The organism is Crossiella cryophila, assembly GCF_014204915.1.
In the GTDB taxonomy this organism is placed as follows: Bacteria; Actinomycetota; Actinomycetes; order Mycobacteriales; family Pseudonocardiaceae; genus Crossiella; species Crossiella cryophila.
The window spans coordinates 8299409-8315602 of the sequence record NZ_JACHMH010000001.1; the positions used below are offsets into that span (position 1 = coordinate 8299409).

Consider the following 16194-nt stretch of genomic DNA (forward strand, 5'->3'; position numbering starts at 1 on the left):
GATCACTTGTTCCTTGTCCGGGCGGGCTTGGCCGCCGTCCTGGCCGCGGCGGCGAGCCGGGCCTTGTGCGCCTGGGCGAGCTGGGCGGCCCTGGCCTGGGCCTCGGCCAGCCGGGACTGCATGGGCGCGCGCCAGATGTGGCAGATGGCCAGGCCGAGCGCGTCGGCGGCGTCAGCCGGTTTCGGCGCCTCGGTGAGCCCGAGGACCTTGGTGACCATGGCGGTGACCTGGGCCTTGTCCGCCCGGCCGGATCCGGTGAGCGCGGCCTTCATCTCGCTGGGGGTGTGGAAGGCCACCGGCAGGTCGCGGCGGGCCGCGCACAGCGCGATCACCCCGCCCGCCTGCGCGGTGCCCATGGCGGTGCGCACGTTGTGCTGGCTGAAGACCCGTTCCACCGAGATGACGTCCGGGCGGTAGCGATCGAGCCAGAGTTCGGCGGCGTCGGCGATCTGCATCAGCCGCACGGCCAGTGGGGCGTCGACCGGGGTGCGGATGACGTCCACGGCGATGGCGCGGACGCTGCGGCCGGTGCCGCCGTCGACCACGGCGATGCCGCAGCGGGTCAGGCCGGGGTCCACTCCCAGCACGCGCACGCAGACCAACTCCCGATCAACTGGCGAACACTCGTTCGAACCCTAGAGGGCGAGCCGATTCCCCGGGCGGGTGACACGCGATTTCGTGGACAGTCACCCGGCGACTGGGTACCGTCGGCGTTGCAATGCGATCGCATTGGATCTCTTGGGGGTTCTTGAGATGAATGATGTCAGCAGACGTGGCTTCCTGGCCGGAGCCGCCGCGGTCGGCGGCCTGGCGGCCACCGGCGGGGTGGCCGCGGCGGCCCCGGCGGAGGCGGCCGGTGGTGGTCATCCGCCGCTGGGCCCGGTGACGGTGCGGCCGGGCGACCCGAGGTATGAGGACCTGCGGATCAAGGGGATCAACGTCCGCTTCCGCCCGAGTCCGGAAGCCTTCCAGCTGGTCGGTTCGACCGAGCAGGTGGTGCGCGCGGTGCAGGAGGCGGTGCGCGCGGGCAAGCGGATCACCGTGCGCGGCGGCGGCCACTCCTGCGAGGACTTCGTCGGCGACGGCGCGCAGGTGATCATCGACCTGTCCCAGTTCCACGACGTGTACTTCGACCCGCGCCGCAACGCCTTCGCCATCGAGGCGGGCGCCACCCTGCGCGAGGTGTACAAGACGCTGTACCTGGGCTGGGGTGTGACCGTGCCGGGCGGGGAGTGCGGGGAGGTCGGCGTCGGCGGGCACATCCAGGGCGGCGGTTACGGCCCGCAGTCCCGCAAGCTGGGCGTGATGGTGGACTACCTGCACGCGGTGGAGGTGGTGGTCGTGGACAAGGACGGCACCGCCCGAGCGGTGGTCGCCACCCGCGAGCCGCACGACCCCAACCGGGACCTGTGGTGGGCGCACACCGGTGGCGGCGGCGGCAATTTCGGCGTGGTCACCCGGTACTGGATGCGCGACCCCAAGGCCAAGGGCAATGACCCCACGAAGTTGCTGCCGAAACCGGCTCCCGCGGTGCTGACCGGGGTGGCGCTGTGCGGCTGGGCGGAGATCGACGAGACCCGCTTCGTCCGGCTGATGCGCAACTACGGCGAGTTCATGGAGCAGCACAAGGGCGCGGACTCCCCGTACGCCTCGCTGTGGTCGGCCTTCCTGGTGCCCTGCCCGACCGAGGGCGCGCACCAGGGCGGGTTCATCTTCACCGGCCAGCTCGACGCCACCGTGCCCAACGCGGACAAGCTCCTCGCCGACTATTTCGCCGCGGTCACCGCCGGGGTGGACAAGGGCGTGCACGTGCTCCCGCCCGAACGCCGGACCTGGCTGACCAGCGCGCTGTCCTCGGGCACCAACCAGGAATCCGGGCGCTACAAACAGAAATCGGCCTACCTGCGCAAGCGCTACACCGACGAACAGGCCCGCATCGCCTACCGGCACATCACCAAGGCCAAGGCCCCCGAGGGCACCAGCCCGCCGCCGATGCTGTGGCTGTTGTCCTTCGGCGGCAAGGTGAACACGGTCGCCCCCGAGGCCACCGCCATGCCGCAACGCGACTCCATCCTCAAGGCCACCTTCATCACCTACTGGCCCGACCCCGCCCAGGAGGCCCTGGAGATCCGCCGCGTCCGCGAACTCTTCCGCGACCTCTACGCCGACACCGGCGGCGTCCCGGTCCCCAACGCCGCCAACGACGGCTGCTACATCAACTACCCCGACATCGACATGGCCGACCCGGCCTGGAACACCTCCGGCGTGCCATGGCACGAGCTGTTCTACAAGGGCAACTACCCGAGGTTGCAGCAGGTCAAGGCCAAGTGGGACCCGCGAAACGTCTTCCACCACGCCCTGTCCATCCGCCTGCCGTGACCCCGGTGTCGTAGCCTCAACCCGGTGCGCCGAGGTGACCACCACCCGCTCGACCTGCTCCCGCTGTTCCTGGGCGTGCTGCTGGGTCTGGGCACCAACCTGGTCACCTCGGCCCCGGACAACTGGTGGTCTCCGCTGCAACCAGTGGCCCGGTATGCCTGGGTGTGGCTGCCCGCGTTGATCTTGGCGATCTACCTGGCCGAACACCTCCGCCGCCACTTGGCCACCCGGCATCGCGTGTGGCACGACGGCAGTCCTTACCCCGGGTTGGAGTCCTTCACCGCTGATCGGGCCGCGGTGTTCTTCGGGCGCGACAACGAAACCCGCGAACTCCTGGAGCGCCTCGCTCGGTCTGGTGGCGATCCGGCGCACCGGTTCGTGCCGTTGGTCGGGCCGTCCGGTACTGGCAAGTCGTCGCTGATCCAGGCGGGTGTGCTGGCCGGGCTGAACTCCCGATGGACCGTCTTCGGGCCGGTGGAACCTGGGCCGGATCCGTTCGGGGCGTTGGCTTCGGCGTTGACTGCCACTGATCGGAGTCGGTGCGCCCGGTTGCTGCGGGACGAAGCGGCCCAACTCCCCCAGCGTCCGCCGACTGATCTGGCCGCTCGTTTGGCCGGGACCCGCTGTCTGCTGGTGATTGACCAGTGGGAGGACCTGACCCGGGTGCCGGAGGCTGAGCGGACGTTGTTCGTCAGCCTGATCGAGGCGGTGTTGGCGGCTCAGCCGAATCTGCACGTGCTGGTCGCGTTGCGGCCGGATGCGTATGGGATTTTCTCGGCGAACCGACTGTTTGCGCGCCCGTATGCGGTCGGCCACCTGACACCTCGGTCGATACTTCAGGTGATCGTCGGGCCTGCCCAGGCGGCTGGCATCGACTTCGAGGCTGGGCTAGTCGGGCAGATGGTCTCGGAGGCGACGGTTGGGGATGCGTTGCCGCTGCTGGGGCATTTGTTGCAGCGGTTGTCCGGCGCCAAAGTCATCACGGTTGAGGCGTACGACCGGGCTGGTCGGGTTGGCGGGGCGATTGCTCGGCATGCGGATGAGGTCAGGCTTGCGCTGGCCGCGGTACATCCGGATGCGGAGATCGAGGCGACATTGCTGCGGTTCGTCTCGTGGGAGGGGAGGGAACCCACTCGGCGGGCTGTATTCACCGCCGACCTGGACACCACCGGGTTTCGCATCGCCGATGAGTTCCGGGCGGCCCGGCTTTTGGTCGAGGCGGACGATGGTAAGTCCTTCGACTTGGCGCACGATGCCTTGCTGCGCCAATGGTCCTGGCTACACGACCTGATCATCGAGAACGAGGACCGCCTTCGCCGGTTGGCGTTGTTGAACAGTCAGGCGCGGGCTTGGGCGGTCGAGCGACGGGACGATGATCTGCTTCGCGGGCAGGCACTTGTGCTCGCCACGGGGACGGCCGCGGATGGCGTGGTGGCCGAGTTCATCGCCGCTTCCCAAGTCGCCCAACGACTTTCCGCCGGAATTCGAGCGAGGCAGGCGGCATCTTGGGCCCGACAACACCGCGACAGCGATATCGAACTGGCCCGATCAATCGCCGCCGCGGCGGTACGCGAATCGGCGTCACCAGCGGCGGTCCTGTCACTGTGGGGGCTGCTGGCCGAACCCGCCCGCAAGCGGTTTCCCTTGGGACACACCGGGGGAATCCTGGCAATGGCGTGGCTGGCCAACGAGAGTCGCCTGCTGACCGTCGGGTCGGACGGCCTCGAGTGCGTCTGGAACCGCGCTGGCGACCTGGTGGAGACCGCCGATCTTCCGTTGGCCAACCCGTATCGCGCCGAACTTTCCCCGGACGGCAGCAAAATCGTGCTCGGCGAATACGCCGGCGCGAGAGGAGTCTGGTCGAGAACGGACGGCCGGTGGATCGCACCGACTCTGAGTGATGAGCATTCCATCAACTTCCGCTGGTCCAACGACAGTTCCCGCCTGTTCGCCTGGTCCGAGCACTCCGGGGCACAGGTGTGGACGATTCGAGAAGACGGTCCGTGCACAGGCAGGCGAGTGGCCGCGAAACACATCCACGCCGTTAGCTGGTCACCGGATGACACGCTGATCGCGTTGGGCGGCGAGGGCACGGTGACCATCCTGGAAACCTCGTCCTGGACCATTGTGTCCACGCGGTGGACCTACCGGGTGAACGACCTGACCTGGTCGCCGACCGGCGATCGACTGGCCATATTGGTAAGCGATCGGCCTGCTCGGCAACTGATCAACACACTGATCATCCTTGACCTGCGCACGTCTGCCGAGGAGACCCTGGATTCCCCTGGTACAACCCGGGTTTCCTGGTCACCGGCCGGATCGGTGATCGCGATGGTCAGGACCTCCATGGGGGACATCCAACTGCTGAACGCCGCGGACCTCAGCACACTGGGCCATCATCAGCGGAGCAGGGAAACACTGCTGTGCTGGTCAGCTTCCGGCACAGTGCTGGCGTTCATGGGAAACGCGGACTCGGCCACGATCTGGGACATCGCGACCGGCGACCTGGCGGTCGGCCGGGGTGGCAAACTCGCCGTGGCGGCCAGCCACCCGGACCCTTCTCGTCTTGCGCTGTCCCAGTACAACTCGAGCGGTGTCGTGCTGGCTGGCTGGACACCCGCGGAGTGGATACAGCTTCCCTATCCGATTGACCAGTGGCGGCAGGCACTCATCTGGTCGGCGGCCACCGGACTGGTCGCAGCCACGTACAACGGAACGGTGGTCGTGTGGTCGGCGACAACGCACCAGATCCTGCGACGCTACCCGCTGGGCAATCGGAATGGTGCGTTCCTGGCCTGGTCACAGGATGGGCGACACTTGGCAGCCCGCCGGAACGAGCGTCCGGCCAGCGGTCCGTCCGAGGTGCTGGTGTGGTCGATGGACCACCAGGAACCAATCGCGTCCTTCGCCACCACGGGCCAAGGCGGCCCGCTCGCCTGGTCTCCGGACAATGACCGGCTCGCCGTGTTCGATGGCTCGCACTCCATCGAGGTGTGGTCACTGTCCGCACGGGAGCGCGTTGGGGTGATCGAGGCGGTGGCAGGTGTCAGCCAGCTCAGCTGGTCACCGGACGGCAGGCTGCTGGCCGGAGCGGGCACGGACCGGGCCATCCGCTGCTGGGACGTGGCTACCCGGGCGGGTCACAGCGCGAGCACCAGCCTCACGTCCACGGTCGGGTTCCTCGACTGGTCACCGGATGGCAGGCGAATCCTGAGTCATGCCGATGACCTGCGCATCTGGGACGCGGACACCGGCGACGAACTGGCCGCCCTCACCACGCACGGCCAGGTCATCGAGGCAGGCTGGTACGACGACCACACGATCCGGGTGCTCAACCGCGACGGCGTGCTGCTGACCTGGACCCCGGTCGAGGACCCCGCCGCCCTGCTGGCCATCGCCAACGCCCGGGAGCTGACCGCCGAAGAGCGGGTCCGGTTCGGCCTGACCTCGTAGCCTGCGGCCATGCTGCCGTTCACCCTCGACCTGCACCGCACCCTCCCCCGCCCCGCCGAACCAAACCCCTGCTGGTCGCCCTACTCCGTCGCCGCCGCCCTGAGCCTGCTGCTCGACGCCACCACCGGCACCGCCCACGAGGAACTCCGCCACGCCCTCGGCGACCCCCGCGACCTGCTCGCCAAGGCCGCCGAGCTGTCACCGGGTCCGACGCTGGCGGTGAGCAGCACCGTGTGGGCCGATACCGGCGTGCCGATCCTGGACGAGTACCTCGCGGCCGTCGGCGCGGAGCACGTGCGGGTCGCACCCCTGCGAAGCCAGCCTGAGCAGGCGCGGGGCGTGATCAACGGCGACGTCGCCGAGACGACCTGCGGGCTGATTCCGGAGGCGGTTCCGCCCGGGATGATCGGGCCGGAAACGTTGGTGGTGCTGGTGAACGCGCTGTATCTCCGGGCGGCCTGGCGGACCGTGTTCACCGCCGTTGGGGACTTGCCGTTCCGTACGCCGGTCGCGGAAGTGCCTGTGCCGATGATGCGGGTGCGGGCGCGGCTGGGCTACCTCGAACGGGACGGGTGGCGGGTGGTGGTCGTGCCCGCCGAGGGTGGCGTCGAGGTGGTGGTGGCGGTGCCGGACGGGGAGATCGGGGATCTCGCCGGGGTGCCGTTGGAGATCGAGGACAGCCGGGTGGTGGAGCTGGTGCTGCCGCGGTTCCGGGCGGGGGCGCGGGTTCGGTTGGAGGAGGCGTTGCGGGGTGTGGGGATCCGGGAGGTTTTCGGGGCTGGGCTGGCGAAACTGACCTCGGCGGGGGCCTCGGTGTCGGCGGTGCTGCACCAGGCGGTGCTGAGCGTGGACGAGCAGGGCCTGGAGGGAGCGGCGGTCACGGTGATCACCACGCGGGGGCGGCGGGTGCCCCTGGAACCGGAGGTGTCAGTGCTGGTGGATCGGCCGTTCGTGGTGCTGGTGCGGCACGCCGACACCGGGGTGCCCTACTTCGTCGCGACCGTGACCGATCCGGCTGCCGGGTAGCGGGTTCGCGGCTAGCGTGGCGGCGTGCACGAGTTCACGCTGGCCCTGCATCGGGCGCTCTCCGGTCCTGCCGACACCAACGCGTGCTGGTCGCCGTACTCCGTCGCGACCGCGCTGGGCCTGGTCGCCGAGGCGGCCAGGGGACGGTCCCGGGCGGAGATCGTCGAGTTGATCGGGGAGCCGGCGAAGCTGCTCGAACGGGTCGCGGGGGCCGCTGAACTGTGGGCCGGGACGGCCGCGGTGACCAGCACGTTGTGGGTGGACGACGGGGTCGCGGTGCACGAGGACTTCCTGGCGCGACTGGCCGGATGGCCGGGGGCGCGGGTTCGCGAGCTGGCGTTGCGGGCGGCGCCGGAGGTGGCCCGCGGGGTGATCAACGCCGACGTCGCCGAGATCACCCGCGGGCTGATCACCCAGGCGGTGCCGGCCGGGGCGATCACGGCGGACACCCTGGTGGCGCTGGTGAACGCGCTCTACCTCAAGGTCGGCTGGCTCACGCCGTTCCGGGACGCCGACCGGACGGCCGCGCTGCCGTTCCACGCGCCGGGCGGCACCGTGTCGGTGCCGACGATGAGTCGCGGCGGGAAGCTGCGGCACAAGGCGCTGGGCGGCTGGCAGTCGGTGGTGCTGCCCGCCGACGGCGGCACCGAGGCCGTGGTGCTGCTGCCCGACGGTGACCTGGACGCGGCGAGGCTGGACGCGGAACTGCTGGACGCGCTGGTGGGCTCCGGGGTGTACCGGGAGGTGGAGCTGTTCCTGCCGCGGTTCAAGGTGTCCTCGCGGCTGGAGCTGGCCGATCCGCTCGGCGAACTGGGCGTGCGCACCGTGTTCGGCGAGGACGCGGACCTGGGCGAGCTGACCGAGGAACGGGTGGCGGTCACCGCGGCACTGCACCAGGCGGTGCTGGACGTGGACGAGCAGGGCCTGGAAGGGGCGGCGGTGACCGCGGTGATGTTCGGCGCGGTCTCCCTGGAACTGGAACCGGAGCCACCCCTGGAGGTGCGGGTGGACCGGCCGTTCCTGTTCCTGGTGCGGCACCAGGAAAGCGGCGCGCCCTACTTCCTGGCCAGGGTGGCGCGTCCCTGATCGCGGTCCGACCCGACTTTCGGCCCCTGCCCGGCAGGATTACCCGCGGCAGGGGGAAGCCTGACCAGTCGCTTCGGGCAAGAGCGGATCGAGAATCGCGAAGTCCTGGGGAATCGGTGAACCCCGGAAACGGCGGCACGCTACGTTGAAACGTCCACCGTCACGGAGCCCGCCGGGAGACCACGTGCCGCGAGTAGCGGTGATCGGCTACGCGAGTGTCGACCACGCCATGGAAACAGACCCGTTCCTGGCGGCGACCGGCACCACCCTGGTCCGCCGCCGCCTGTCTCACCCCTGGCCCCACCTGGGCGGCATCACCTACGCCGCCGAGGGCCTGACCGAGGCCGGGCACGACGTCCGCGCGGTCACCTGGGTCGGCCAGGACGCCTTCGGCACGGCCTACACCGACCGCCTCGCCGCCTGGGGCGTCGACGTGTCCGGGGTGGACCAGAGCGGCGACCGAACCCCGTCGAACTACCTGTTCTACGCCCCCGACGAACAGGTCGTCACCGTCTACGACCCCGGCGAGCCGGTCCCCCAGTCCCTGACCGAGACCCAGCGCACCGTCATCGCCGAGAGCGACTGGGTCTGCCTGCTGGTAGGCCCCCGCCCCGTCACCGTCGAGATCCTCGACCTCCTCCGCCCAGACCAACACCTGGCCTGGACGGTCAAGGACGACCCCGACGCCTACCCCGGCGGCCTGGTCCACCGACTCCTCTCCACCGCCTCAGTCCTGACCTTCTCCACCCGAGAACGCCTTTTCCTGGAACGAGCGGTAGCGCCAAGGACATTACGAGACCGCACCAGAGCCGAAGCCCTGCGTGCGGAAACCCAAGGTTCGGCAGGCGCCCAGTTCTGGCACAACGGCAACTCGGGAGCGGTCGGCACCACCGCCGTCGACGCGGTCGACACCACCGGCGCCGGCGACGTCTTCTTCGCCGCGGCCGTGGCCAGCATGATCGAGGCCCCAGCCGACCCACGCCGAGCCACCGAGGCCGGCGTGGCCGCGGCCACCGCGTTGCTGCGCTGCCGCAAGGACTCCACGGAAGGCAAGGTCTGCTGAGCCGAGGACTGTTGTTACTGGACGTCGACGGCCCGCTGAACCCCTACGCGGAAAAGGCCCACCTGCGACCACCCGGGTTCCAGACATTCCGGCTGACGAGCGGCGGCGCTTGGCTGACTGGTCGGGATGTCCGCCGGCACAAGGGCCTTCGGGTGTGGCTCAATCCGGCGCATGGACCGATGTTGCTGGATCTTGCGGCGGAAACCGGGCTGGAGCTGACCTGGTGCACGACGTGGATGCATGAGGCGAACACCCGGATCGGGCCTGCGATCGGGCTGCCGTCGTTGCCGGTGATCACGTTTCCGGATGCTGATCTGGGGGCGGTGGATGGGGTGTGGCGTTCGGGTGGGGGTTGGAAGTGGGCGGCGGTGGCTGAGTACGCGGCGGGGCGGGCGGTGGCTTGGCTGGATGATGAGTTCGGGGATCCGGGGGTGGCTCGGGGGCGGGGTGGGTTTGAGCGGGCTCGGGTGGGGGTGGCGACGTTGTTGTGTGGGGTGGATCCGCGGGTTGGGGTGTTGGGTGGGGATGTTGAGAAGATTCGGGGGTGGGCTCGGGGGCTTTCGGGGGGTGGGGGTTGAGGGCCTTCGGGGGGGGTGAGGGCCTTCGGGGGTGGGGGCCTTCCCTGGGGGTTTGGGGGTTTGGGGGCTGGGTTGGGCGGAACATGGGTTTGGTTGGGTGGGTTGGTGGGCTTAGGCTTGTGAGCTGGGATAATCGGGTTTGACGGTGGGTGGTTTGAACTTCGGTTGGACCGGAAGGCAACCTTTTTGGCTCGAAAAGCGTTCCGCAGAGGAAGCGGCGGCGGGGCGGGAGAACGGGCGGGCTCGGTGGGCCGGGTCGGTCGGAGTGGGCCGGGTCGAGTCGGGGTGAGCCGGGTCGGGATGGGTCCGGACCGGGCCGAGACGGGTCCGGGCTGAGGTGAGGTGGGTCCGGGCCGAGGTGAGACCAGCCGGGGTGGGTCCGAGCAGGAGTGGGGCGGAGCGCGGCCAGGCGAGGATGGGTCGGCACGGTGATGGGCCAGTCGGCTTGGGCGAGTCGGCAGACGGCCCGGGTGAGCCGACAGGTCGGGCGAGTCGGCAGGGTGCGCGCGGGCGGTTCGGCAGGGTGTGGGCAGGTCGGGCGAGTCGGCTCGGCTCGGACTCGGCCTGGCCCGTGGACGCGGCTCGGGTCAGGTCGAGGCTGGGCGGTGTGGGGCCCGAAGCGAGCTGGGTGGCCCGAAGTGAGCTGGGTGGTCGCCCATGCGGCGGGTCGGCCGGTTGCGGGTCGACTCGTGGCAGAAGAGCAGCTGGGCATCGGGTGACTGGCGCTGGCGACAGGGTGGCTGACCGTGCGATGCGAGGTGCCGTAGCGCGGCGCGGCGGGCGTGGCCAGAATCTGGGCGCCGGGTGTGGCCAGCGGCAGGTGGTGGCCTGGGCCTGGATGATCAGCTTGGGCGTCTGGGGGCGGTGCGGGGCTGGCGGCGTTTGCGCGGGAGTTGGCGGGGTGGTCGACGTTGCCGGGCCACGCTGCGTGCGCGGAAGGTGCGTGGTTGTGCAGGCTGGGTGCGGGGCCTGATCGCCTTGAACAGGTTCAGGTCTGGGCTGCGGCCTGTCCGGCGCGGGGGTCTGGCCGGTTTGGAGCGGGCGTCTGCTCGGGGTCCCGTGGTGGGACGGGCGAGACGGCAAGTGGCGCGGGTGGCTGGGCCGGGCGATCGAGGTGGGTGATCAAGCCGGGCTGGGCTGGGCGCTGGCTGGGCACGGGCGGAGGGCCGGCGCGAGTGGGCTGACTGGGTCTCGTTGGCTCGGATGGCCGGCCGGCCGGGCGGGGTGTGGGTGGGGCGGGTGGGGCCTTGAGCTGGCGGCATAGGGTTTGGGGGTGGGTGTTGATTTGGTGGGGCGTGGGGTGGGGTTTGCGGAGTTCTGGACTGAGCGGCGGTTGGCGTCGTTGAGTTCGGTGCGGCCTGATGGGCGGCCGCATGTGGTGCCGGTGGGGGTGACCGTGGACTTCGCGAGCGGGATTGCTCGGGTGATCACTTTTCGGCATTCGGTGAAGGCTCGGTTGGTGGCTGGGGCGGGGGCCTCGGGGTTGGCGGTGGCGGTTTGTCAGTTCGAGGGGGCGCACTGGTCGACGCTGGAGGGGCGGGCTGTGTTGCGGGACGATGCCGCGTCGGTGGCTGAGGCGGTGGCTCGGTATGCGCGGCGGTATCGGCAGCCGAAGGAGAATCCGGCTCGGGTGGTGTTGGAGATCGTGGTCAGTCGGGTGTTGGGGAACCGGTAGGGGCGGGGGTTCCGGCTGGGCGTGGGGGTTTGCCGGGCGGGGGCGGGGCGGGGGTTCCGGCTCGGGGAAGGGCTTCCGGAATGGGGGTTTCCGGGACGGGGGCGGGAGTTTCCGGACTAGGGCGAGGGTTTGCCAGGCTAGGAGCGGAGGCTTCCGGACTGGAGCGGGGACTTCCGGGCTAGGAGTGGGGTTTTTCTGGCTGGGGGCGGGGTTTTTCCAGGATTGTCAGGAGGATGCCTGCTGTGTCTGGGTGTTGGGAGACCTGGACGTAGCCGTGGCGTTTGTACAGGGTCAGGGCTTCTGTGCTTTGGGTTCCGGTGGCCAGCCAGAGGGTGGTTATCTGGGGTGGGGCGGCGTTTTCCAGGGCTTGGATCAGGGCTCCGCCTATGCCTTGGGCTTGGCGGTCGGGGGCTACTGCCAGGCGGGCCAGTTCCATGCGGGGGCCTTTGATCATGCCGCGGACCGCTCCGACCAGGCGGTGGCCTTGCCAGGCGCCGAGGGTGGGGACGGTGGGGTTGGCGATCAGGGAGTGGAGGTGTTCCAGGGTGTCCAGGAGTGGGGGGAGGAAGGGTTCCTGGTAGCGCTGGGCTTCGGGGACGAAGGCGGCGCGTTGCAGGGTGAGGAGTTCGCCCGCGTGGTCGGGGTGCAGGGGGGCGATGCGGGTGGGGGTTCTCATGGGCCGTTCACTCCGGGGAGCCAGCTTTCGGGGGTGCCGCTGGTGGTGAGGACCGGCTGGGCCCGGTGGAAGCGGTAGCAGCCGCCCTGCCAGGGCCAGGCGTGGTCGTGTTTGGGCCAGAGCAGTTGCAGGGTGGGGAAGTCGTTGTCGGGGTAGAGGGCTCGGGCGGTGGGGAGCCAGTCGGGGTAGTGCTCCTCGGCCACGTGTTCGAAGGTGATCTGGTAGCCGTCGATGAAGCCGTCGTAGCGGTAGCCGGGGGCGAAGCGTTCGCCGGCGTCGGCTCGCTCGGCGTAGCGGCGGACCAGGTCACGGGCGTGGTGGTCGGGGGCGCCCAGGATGATGACCTCGGGGGTGTGGCGCAGGGCCCACAGGCCGACGGTGTGGTGGCTGCCGGGGATGCGCAGGCCGGTGAGCGGGTCCCGCTCGGCCGGTACCGCGATGGTGGCGTAGTCGTGTTCGGCGACGTGTTTCAGCAGGTCGCGGCGGACGTCTTCCGCGGTGGCGCCGTTGCACCTGTCGCACATGCCTGAAGTCCCTCCGGTTGGCTCGTTCGAACATATGTTCGCACGAGCCGCCGACAGTCAGGGGCCTTCGGGGCCGGATGTCCAACTTTCGGGGTACCCGGATTCGGTGAGCACCGGCTGCCACTCGAAGAAGCCGGCGGGGGCGTCCTCCTGCCACGGCCAGTGACCCTCGGGCGTGGTGACGATGATCTGCATCGCCGGGAAGTTGCCCTGGGGGTGGAAGAGGAAGACGAAGCCGAGGAACTCCGGGTAGTAGCCCAGGTTGACCTTCTCGAAGGTGACCAGGCAGCCGGGCAGGAAGTCCTTGTACACCTTGCCGAGCGGGAAGCGCTCACCGCGGGAGATGCGGTCCACGTAGGCGCCGATGACGTGCGTGGCCGCCTCCTCCGGCAGGCCGATGACCACGGCCTCGGGGGCGCCGAAGCGGCGCCAGCAGCCGACGGAGAGGGCGAAGTTGGCCGCGCCCTCCTCCTCGGGGACGTGCACGACGGCCGCGCCGTGCTGCTCGGCGGAGGCGAGGAGTTCGCGGCGGAGCTGGTCGTCGGCGGTTTCCAGGGGCGGCATGGGGTCATTCTGCCGTCCGGTGGAGGCCGGTTGAGCGGGGGTTGGCTAGGCCGTTCGGCCCAATTTCCCAACTCCCGCCGCCGGGCTGCTCCGCGGGCTCCGGGTCCATGGGCGGGGCGGGCACAGGCGAATGCCGCGCCGCCTCGCTGGTGCGAGAGGGCGCGGCATCGCGGAAAGCCCGGCCAGGGGGACCGCCTACGCGTCGACCTCGGCCATCACGTCGTCGCTCACGTCGAAGTTCGCGAACACGTTCTGCACGTCGTCGCAGTCCTCCAGGGCGTCGATCAGCCGGAAGACCTTCCGCGCGCCGTCGGCGTCGAGTGCGACGCTGATGGCGGGCAGGAAGTTGGCGTCGGCGGAGTCGTAGTCGATGCCGGCGCCCTGCAGTGCGGTGCGGACCGCGACCATGTCACTGGCCTCGGAGACGATCTCGAAGCTGTCGCCCAGGTCGTTGACCTCTTCGGCACCCGCGTCCAGCACGGCCATGAGCACGTCGTCCTCGCTCATGTCGTTCTTGGGCACGAGGATGACGCCCTTGCGGGTGAACAGGTAGGACACCGAGCCGGGGTCGGCCATGTTGCCGTGGTTGCGGGTCATGGCCACCCGGACCTCGCTGGCGGCCCGGTTGCGGTTGTCGGTGAGGCATTCGACCAGGACCGCCACGCCGTTGGGGCCGTAGCCCTCGTACATGATGGTCTGCCAGTCGGCGCCGCCGGCTTCCTCACCGCCGCCGCGCTTGCGGGCGCGCTCGATGTTGTCCGAGGGCACCGAGTTCTTCTTCGCCTTCTGGATGGCGTCGAAGAGGGTCGGGTTGCCTTCGGGGTCGCCCCCACCGGTCCGCGCGGCGACCTCGATGTTCTTGATCAGCTTCGCGAACAGCTTGCCGCGCTTGGCGTCGAGGGCGGCCTTCTTGTGCTTGGTGGTGGCCCACTTGGAGTGGCCGCTCATCTCTCCTCCGTCGCTCTCGTCACCGTTGACGCGTTCCCCGTCAGCTTCTCAGGCCGCGCGCACGGTGTCCGCGAACAGGCGGTGCACCCGCCCGTCGCCGGTCAGTTCAGGGTGGAACGCGGTTGCCAGCACGCGTCCCTGTCGAACGGCGACGATCCTACCGGCGGCCGCCCCGGAGTCCGGGACGTCCGGCACGGTGGCGAGCACTTCCACCTCGTCGCCGACCGATTCCACCCACGGCGCGCGGATGAAGACCGCGCGCACCGGGTCGCCCTCGATGCCGGTGACGTCGAGGTCGGCCTCGAAGGAGTCGACCTGGCGGCCGAAGGCGTTCCGCCGGACCACCATGTCCACGGCGCCGAGCTGGTGCTGGTCCGGACGTCCGTCGAGCACCGTGCTGGCGAGCATGATCATGCCAGCACAGGAGCCGAAGGCGGGCAGGCCCTCCTTCAACCGCAGACGCAACGGTTCCAGCAGCTCGAAGTTGGTGAGCAGGCGGCTCATCGTGGTGGACTCGCCACCGGGGATGACCAGCCCGTGCACCTGCGCCAGCTCCTCGACCCGGCGGACCGGGCGGGCCAGCACATCGCATTCGGCGAGCGCCACCAGGTGCTCTCGCACGTCACCCTGCAGGGCGAGTACTCCGACCACGGGCTGGGCTGCCGACACTGCGCACTCCTGAACTGCTGGAACCGTTGCTTGCTGGTCCTACCAGCTTATTCGCCCGCGATCGGCTCCCGAACCGGGGTGCTCTCCTTGGCCTGGCCCGCCGTGGCGGCGGCCGCCTGGTTGCGGCGGCTGACCCACTTCCAGCCCACGAACAGCACCAGCGCGATGACCGGCATCGAGTAGAACGCGATCCGCTCGGCGCCCTCGGTGAAGGCCATCAGGACCAGCACCAGCAGCAGGAAGGCGATGCTGAGCCAGCTGGTGTAGGGCGCGCCCGGCATCCGGAACTCGCTGCGCGGCAGCTCGCCCTTGTCGGCCTTGCGGCGCAACCGGATCTGGCAGTACAGCAGGGTGATCCAGGTGGTGATCACGCCGAGGCTGGCCACCGCGATGGCGATGTCGAATGCCTCCTTGGGCACCAGGTAGTTCAGCACCACGCCGAAGAGGTAGACGATCGCGGTGAACAGGATGCCGCCGTAGGGCACGTGCCGGGCGGACATCTTGCCGGTGAACTTGGGCGCCTCGCCCTTCTGCGCCAGCGAGCGCAGGATGCGGCCGGTGGAGTACAGCCCCGAGTTGCACGAGGACAGCGCCGCGGTCAGCACGACCGCGTTCATCACATCGCCCGCGCCGGGGATGCCCAGCCGGGTGAACACGGTGACGAACGGGCTCTCCGCGCCGGAGTACAGCGTCCACGGCAGCACCATGGCCAGCAGCAGCACCGAGCCGATGTAGAAGATGCCGATCCGCCAGACCACGCCGTTGATGGCCTTGGGCAGCACCTTGCGCGGGTCCTTGGTCTCACCGGCGGCGATGCCGACCAGCTCGATCGCGGAGTAGGCGAAGATGACCGCCTGCAGGCTCATCAGCACCACGCCGACGCCGTTGGGCAGGAAGCCCTCGTGCGCGGTCAGGTTGGACACCGACGCGGTCGTCCCGCCGACATCGGCCGAGGTCAGCACCAGCGCGAGGCCGGTGAACAGGAAGACGATGATCGCCAGCACCTTGATGACGGAGAACCAGAACTCCAGTTCGCCGAACAGCTTCACCGACAGCAGGTTGACCAGCAGCAGCACGGCCAGCGCGACCAGCGCGGTGATCCACTGCGGCACGTCGGGCAGCCAGCGGTGCACGTAGATGGCCACCGCGGTGATCTCCGCGATGCCGGTCATGGCCCAGTTGACCCAGTACATCCAGCCGCTGGTGAAGCCGGCCCACGGGCCCACGAACTCTCGGGCGTACTCCACGAAGCTGCCCGCGGTGGGCCGGTGCATGACCAGCTCCCCCAGCGCGCGCATCACGAAGAACGCGGCGATGCCGCAGGCCGCGTAGGCCAGGACCAGTCCTGGGCCGGAGGTGGCGAGCCTGCCACCGGCGCCCAGGAACAGGCCGACGCCGATGGCGCCGCCGATCGCGATCATCTGGACCTGGCGGTTGGACAACGTCTTGACGTAGCCGTCGTCGTCAGGCTGTCCCGGTTTGGTGTCGAGCTCCGGCGCGGAAGCCACGCGGCGCCCCTCTCTATCCTCGATTACATAGATATCCGGGGCCCA

General features: G+C 69.7%; 13 protein-coding genes. 6 read left to right on the forward strand and 7 right to left on the reverse strand.

The window, feature by feature from the left end; translation table 11 throughout:
- Positions 1 to 2 precede the first annotated feature (2 nt).
- Positions 3 to 593, reverse strand: coding sequence for a crossover junction endodeoxyribonuclease RuvC (gene ruvC, locus HNR67_RS35585; RefSeq protein WP_185007139.1), 591 nt, complete (start codon positions 591 to 593; stop codon positions 3 to 5).
- Between the two features lie 160 nt (positions 594 to 753).
- Here ruvC and HNR67_RS35590 point away from each other — a divergent pair, with 160 nt between their 5' ends.
- The 6 genes from HNR67_RS35590 (at position 754) to HNR67_RS35615 (ending at position 11260) form a co-directional block, all read left to right on the forward strand.
- Positions 754 to 2379, forward strand: a complete 1626-nt coding sequence (locus tag HNR67_RS35590) for an FAD-binding oxidoreductase (protein ID WP_185007141.1) — start codon at positions 754 to 756, stop codon at positions 2377 to 2379.
- A gap of 24 nt (positions 2380 to 2403) precedes the next feature.
- A complete protein-coding gene (locus HNR67_RS46490; RefSeq protein ID WP_185007143.1) occupies positions 2404 to 5832 on the forward strand; it encodes an NACHT and WD repeat domain-containing protein in 3429 nt (1142 codons plus the stop codon).
- Positions 5833 to 5841: 9 nt separating this feature from the next.
- A complete protein-coding gene (locus HNR67_RS35600; protein WP_185007145.1) occupies positions 5842 to 6858 on the forward strand; it encodes a serpin family protein in 1017 nt (338 codons plus the stop codon).
- A gap of 24 nt (positions 6859 to 6882) precedes the next feature.
- Positions 6883 to 7944, forward strand: a complete 1062-nt coding sequence (locus tag HNR67_RS35605; RefSeq protein WP_185007147.1) for a serpin family protein — start codon at positions 6883 to 6885, stop codon at positions 7942 to 7944.
- 184 nt (positions 7945 to 8128) lie between these two features.
- Positions 8129 to 9007, forward strand: a complete 879-nt coding sequence (locus tag HNR67_RS35610) for a carbohydrate kinase family protein (protein ID WP_185007150.1) — start codon at positions 8129 to 8131, stop codon at positions 9005 to 9007.
- A gap of 1851 nt (positions 9008 to 10858) precedes the next feature.
- Complete coding sequence (locus HNR67_RS35615; protein WP_185007152.1) at positions 10859 to 11260, forward strand: pyridoxamine 5'-phosphate oxidase family protein; 402 nt, start codon at positions 10859 to 10861, stop codon at positions 11258 to 11260.
- Between the two features lie 178 nt (positions 11261 to 11438).
- Here HNR67_RS35615 and HNR67_RS35620 read toward each other — a convergent pair whose 3' ends face one another.
- The 6 genes from HNR67_RS35620 to HNR67_RS35645 all read right to left on the reverse strand — a co-directional run bounded on the left by HNR67_RS35620 (position 11439) and on the right by HNR67_RS35645 (position 16062).
- Positions 11439 to 11936 carry a GNAT family N-acetyltransferase gene (locus HNR67_RS35620; RefSeq protein WP_185007154.1) on the reverse strand — a complete coding sequence of 166 codons (498 nt, stop codon included), beginning with the start codon at positions 11934 to 11936 and terminating at the stop codon, positions 11439 to 11441.
- Entirely contained in the window at positions 11933 to 12460 is a 528-nt protein-coding gene (locus tag HNR67_RS35625) for a DUF4262 domain-containing protein (protein ID WP_185007156.1), read from the reverse strand. Before HNR67_RS35625 ends, HNR67_RS35620 begins: the two co-directional genes overlap by 4 nt.
- Positions 12461 to 12517: 57 nt before the next feature.
- Positions 12518 to 13024, reverse strand: a complete 507-nt coding sequence (locus tag HNR67_RS35630) for a DUF4262 domain-containing protein (RefSeq protein ID WP_185007158.1) — start codon at positions 13022 to 13024, stop codon at positions 12518 to 12520.
- Positions 13025 to 13219: 195 nt separating this feature from the next.
- Entirely contained in the window at positions 13220 to 13972 is a 753-nt protein-coding gene (locus tag HNR67_RS35635; RefSeq protein ID WP_185007160.1) for a YebC/PmpR family DNA-binding transcriptional regulator, read from the reverse strand.
- Between the two features lie 48 nt (positions 13973 to 14020).
- Positions 14021 to 14641: a pyridoxal 5'-phosphate synthase glutaminase subunit PdxT gene (gene pdxT / locus HNR67_RS35640; protein WP_185007162.1), complete on the reverse strand. Its 621-nt coding sequence runs from the start codon at positions 14639 to 14641 to the stop codon at positions 14021 to 14023.
- A gap of 47 nt (positions 14642 to 14688) precedes the next feature.
- Complete coding sequence (locus HNR67_RS35645; RefSeq protein WP_185011503.1) at positions 14689 to 16062, reverse strand: amino acid permease; 1374 nt, start codon at positions 16060 to 16062, stop codon at positions 14689 to 14691.
- Positions 16063 to 16194: the final 132 nt, after the last annotated feature.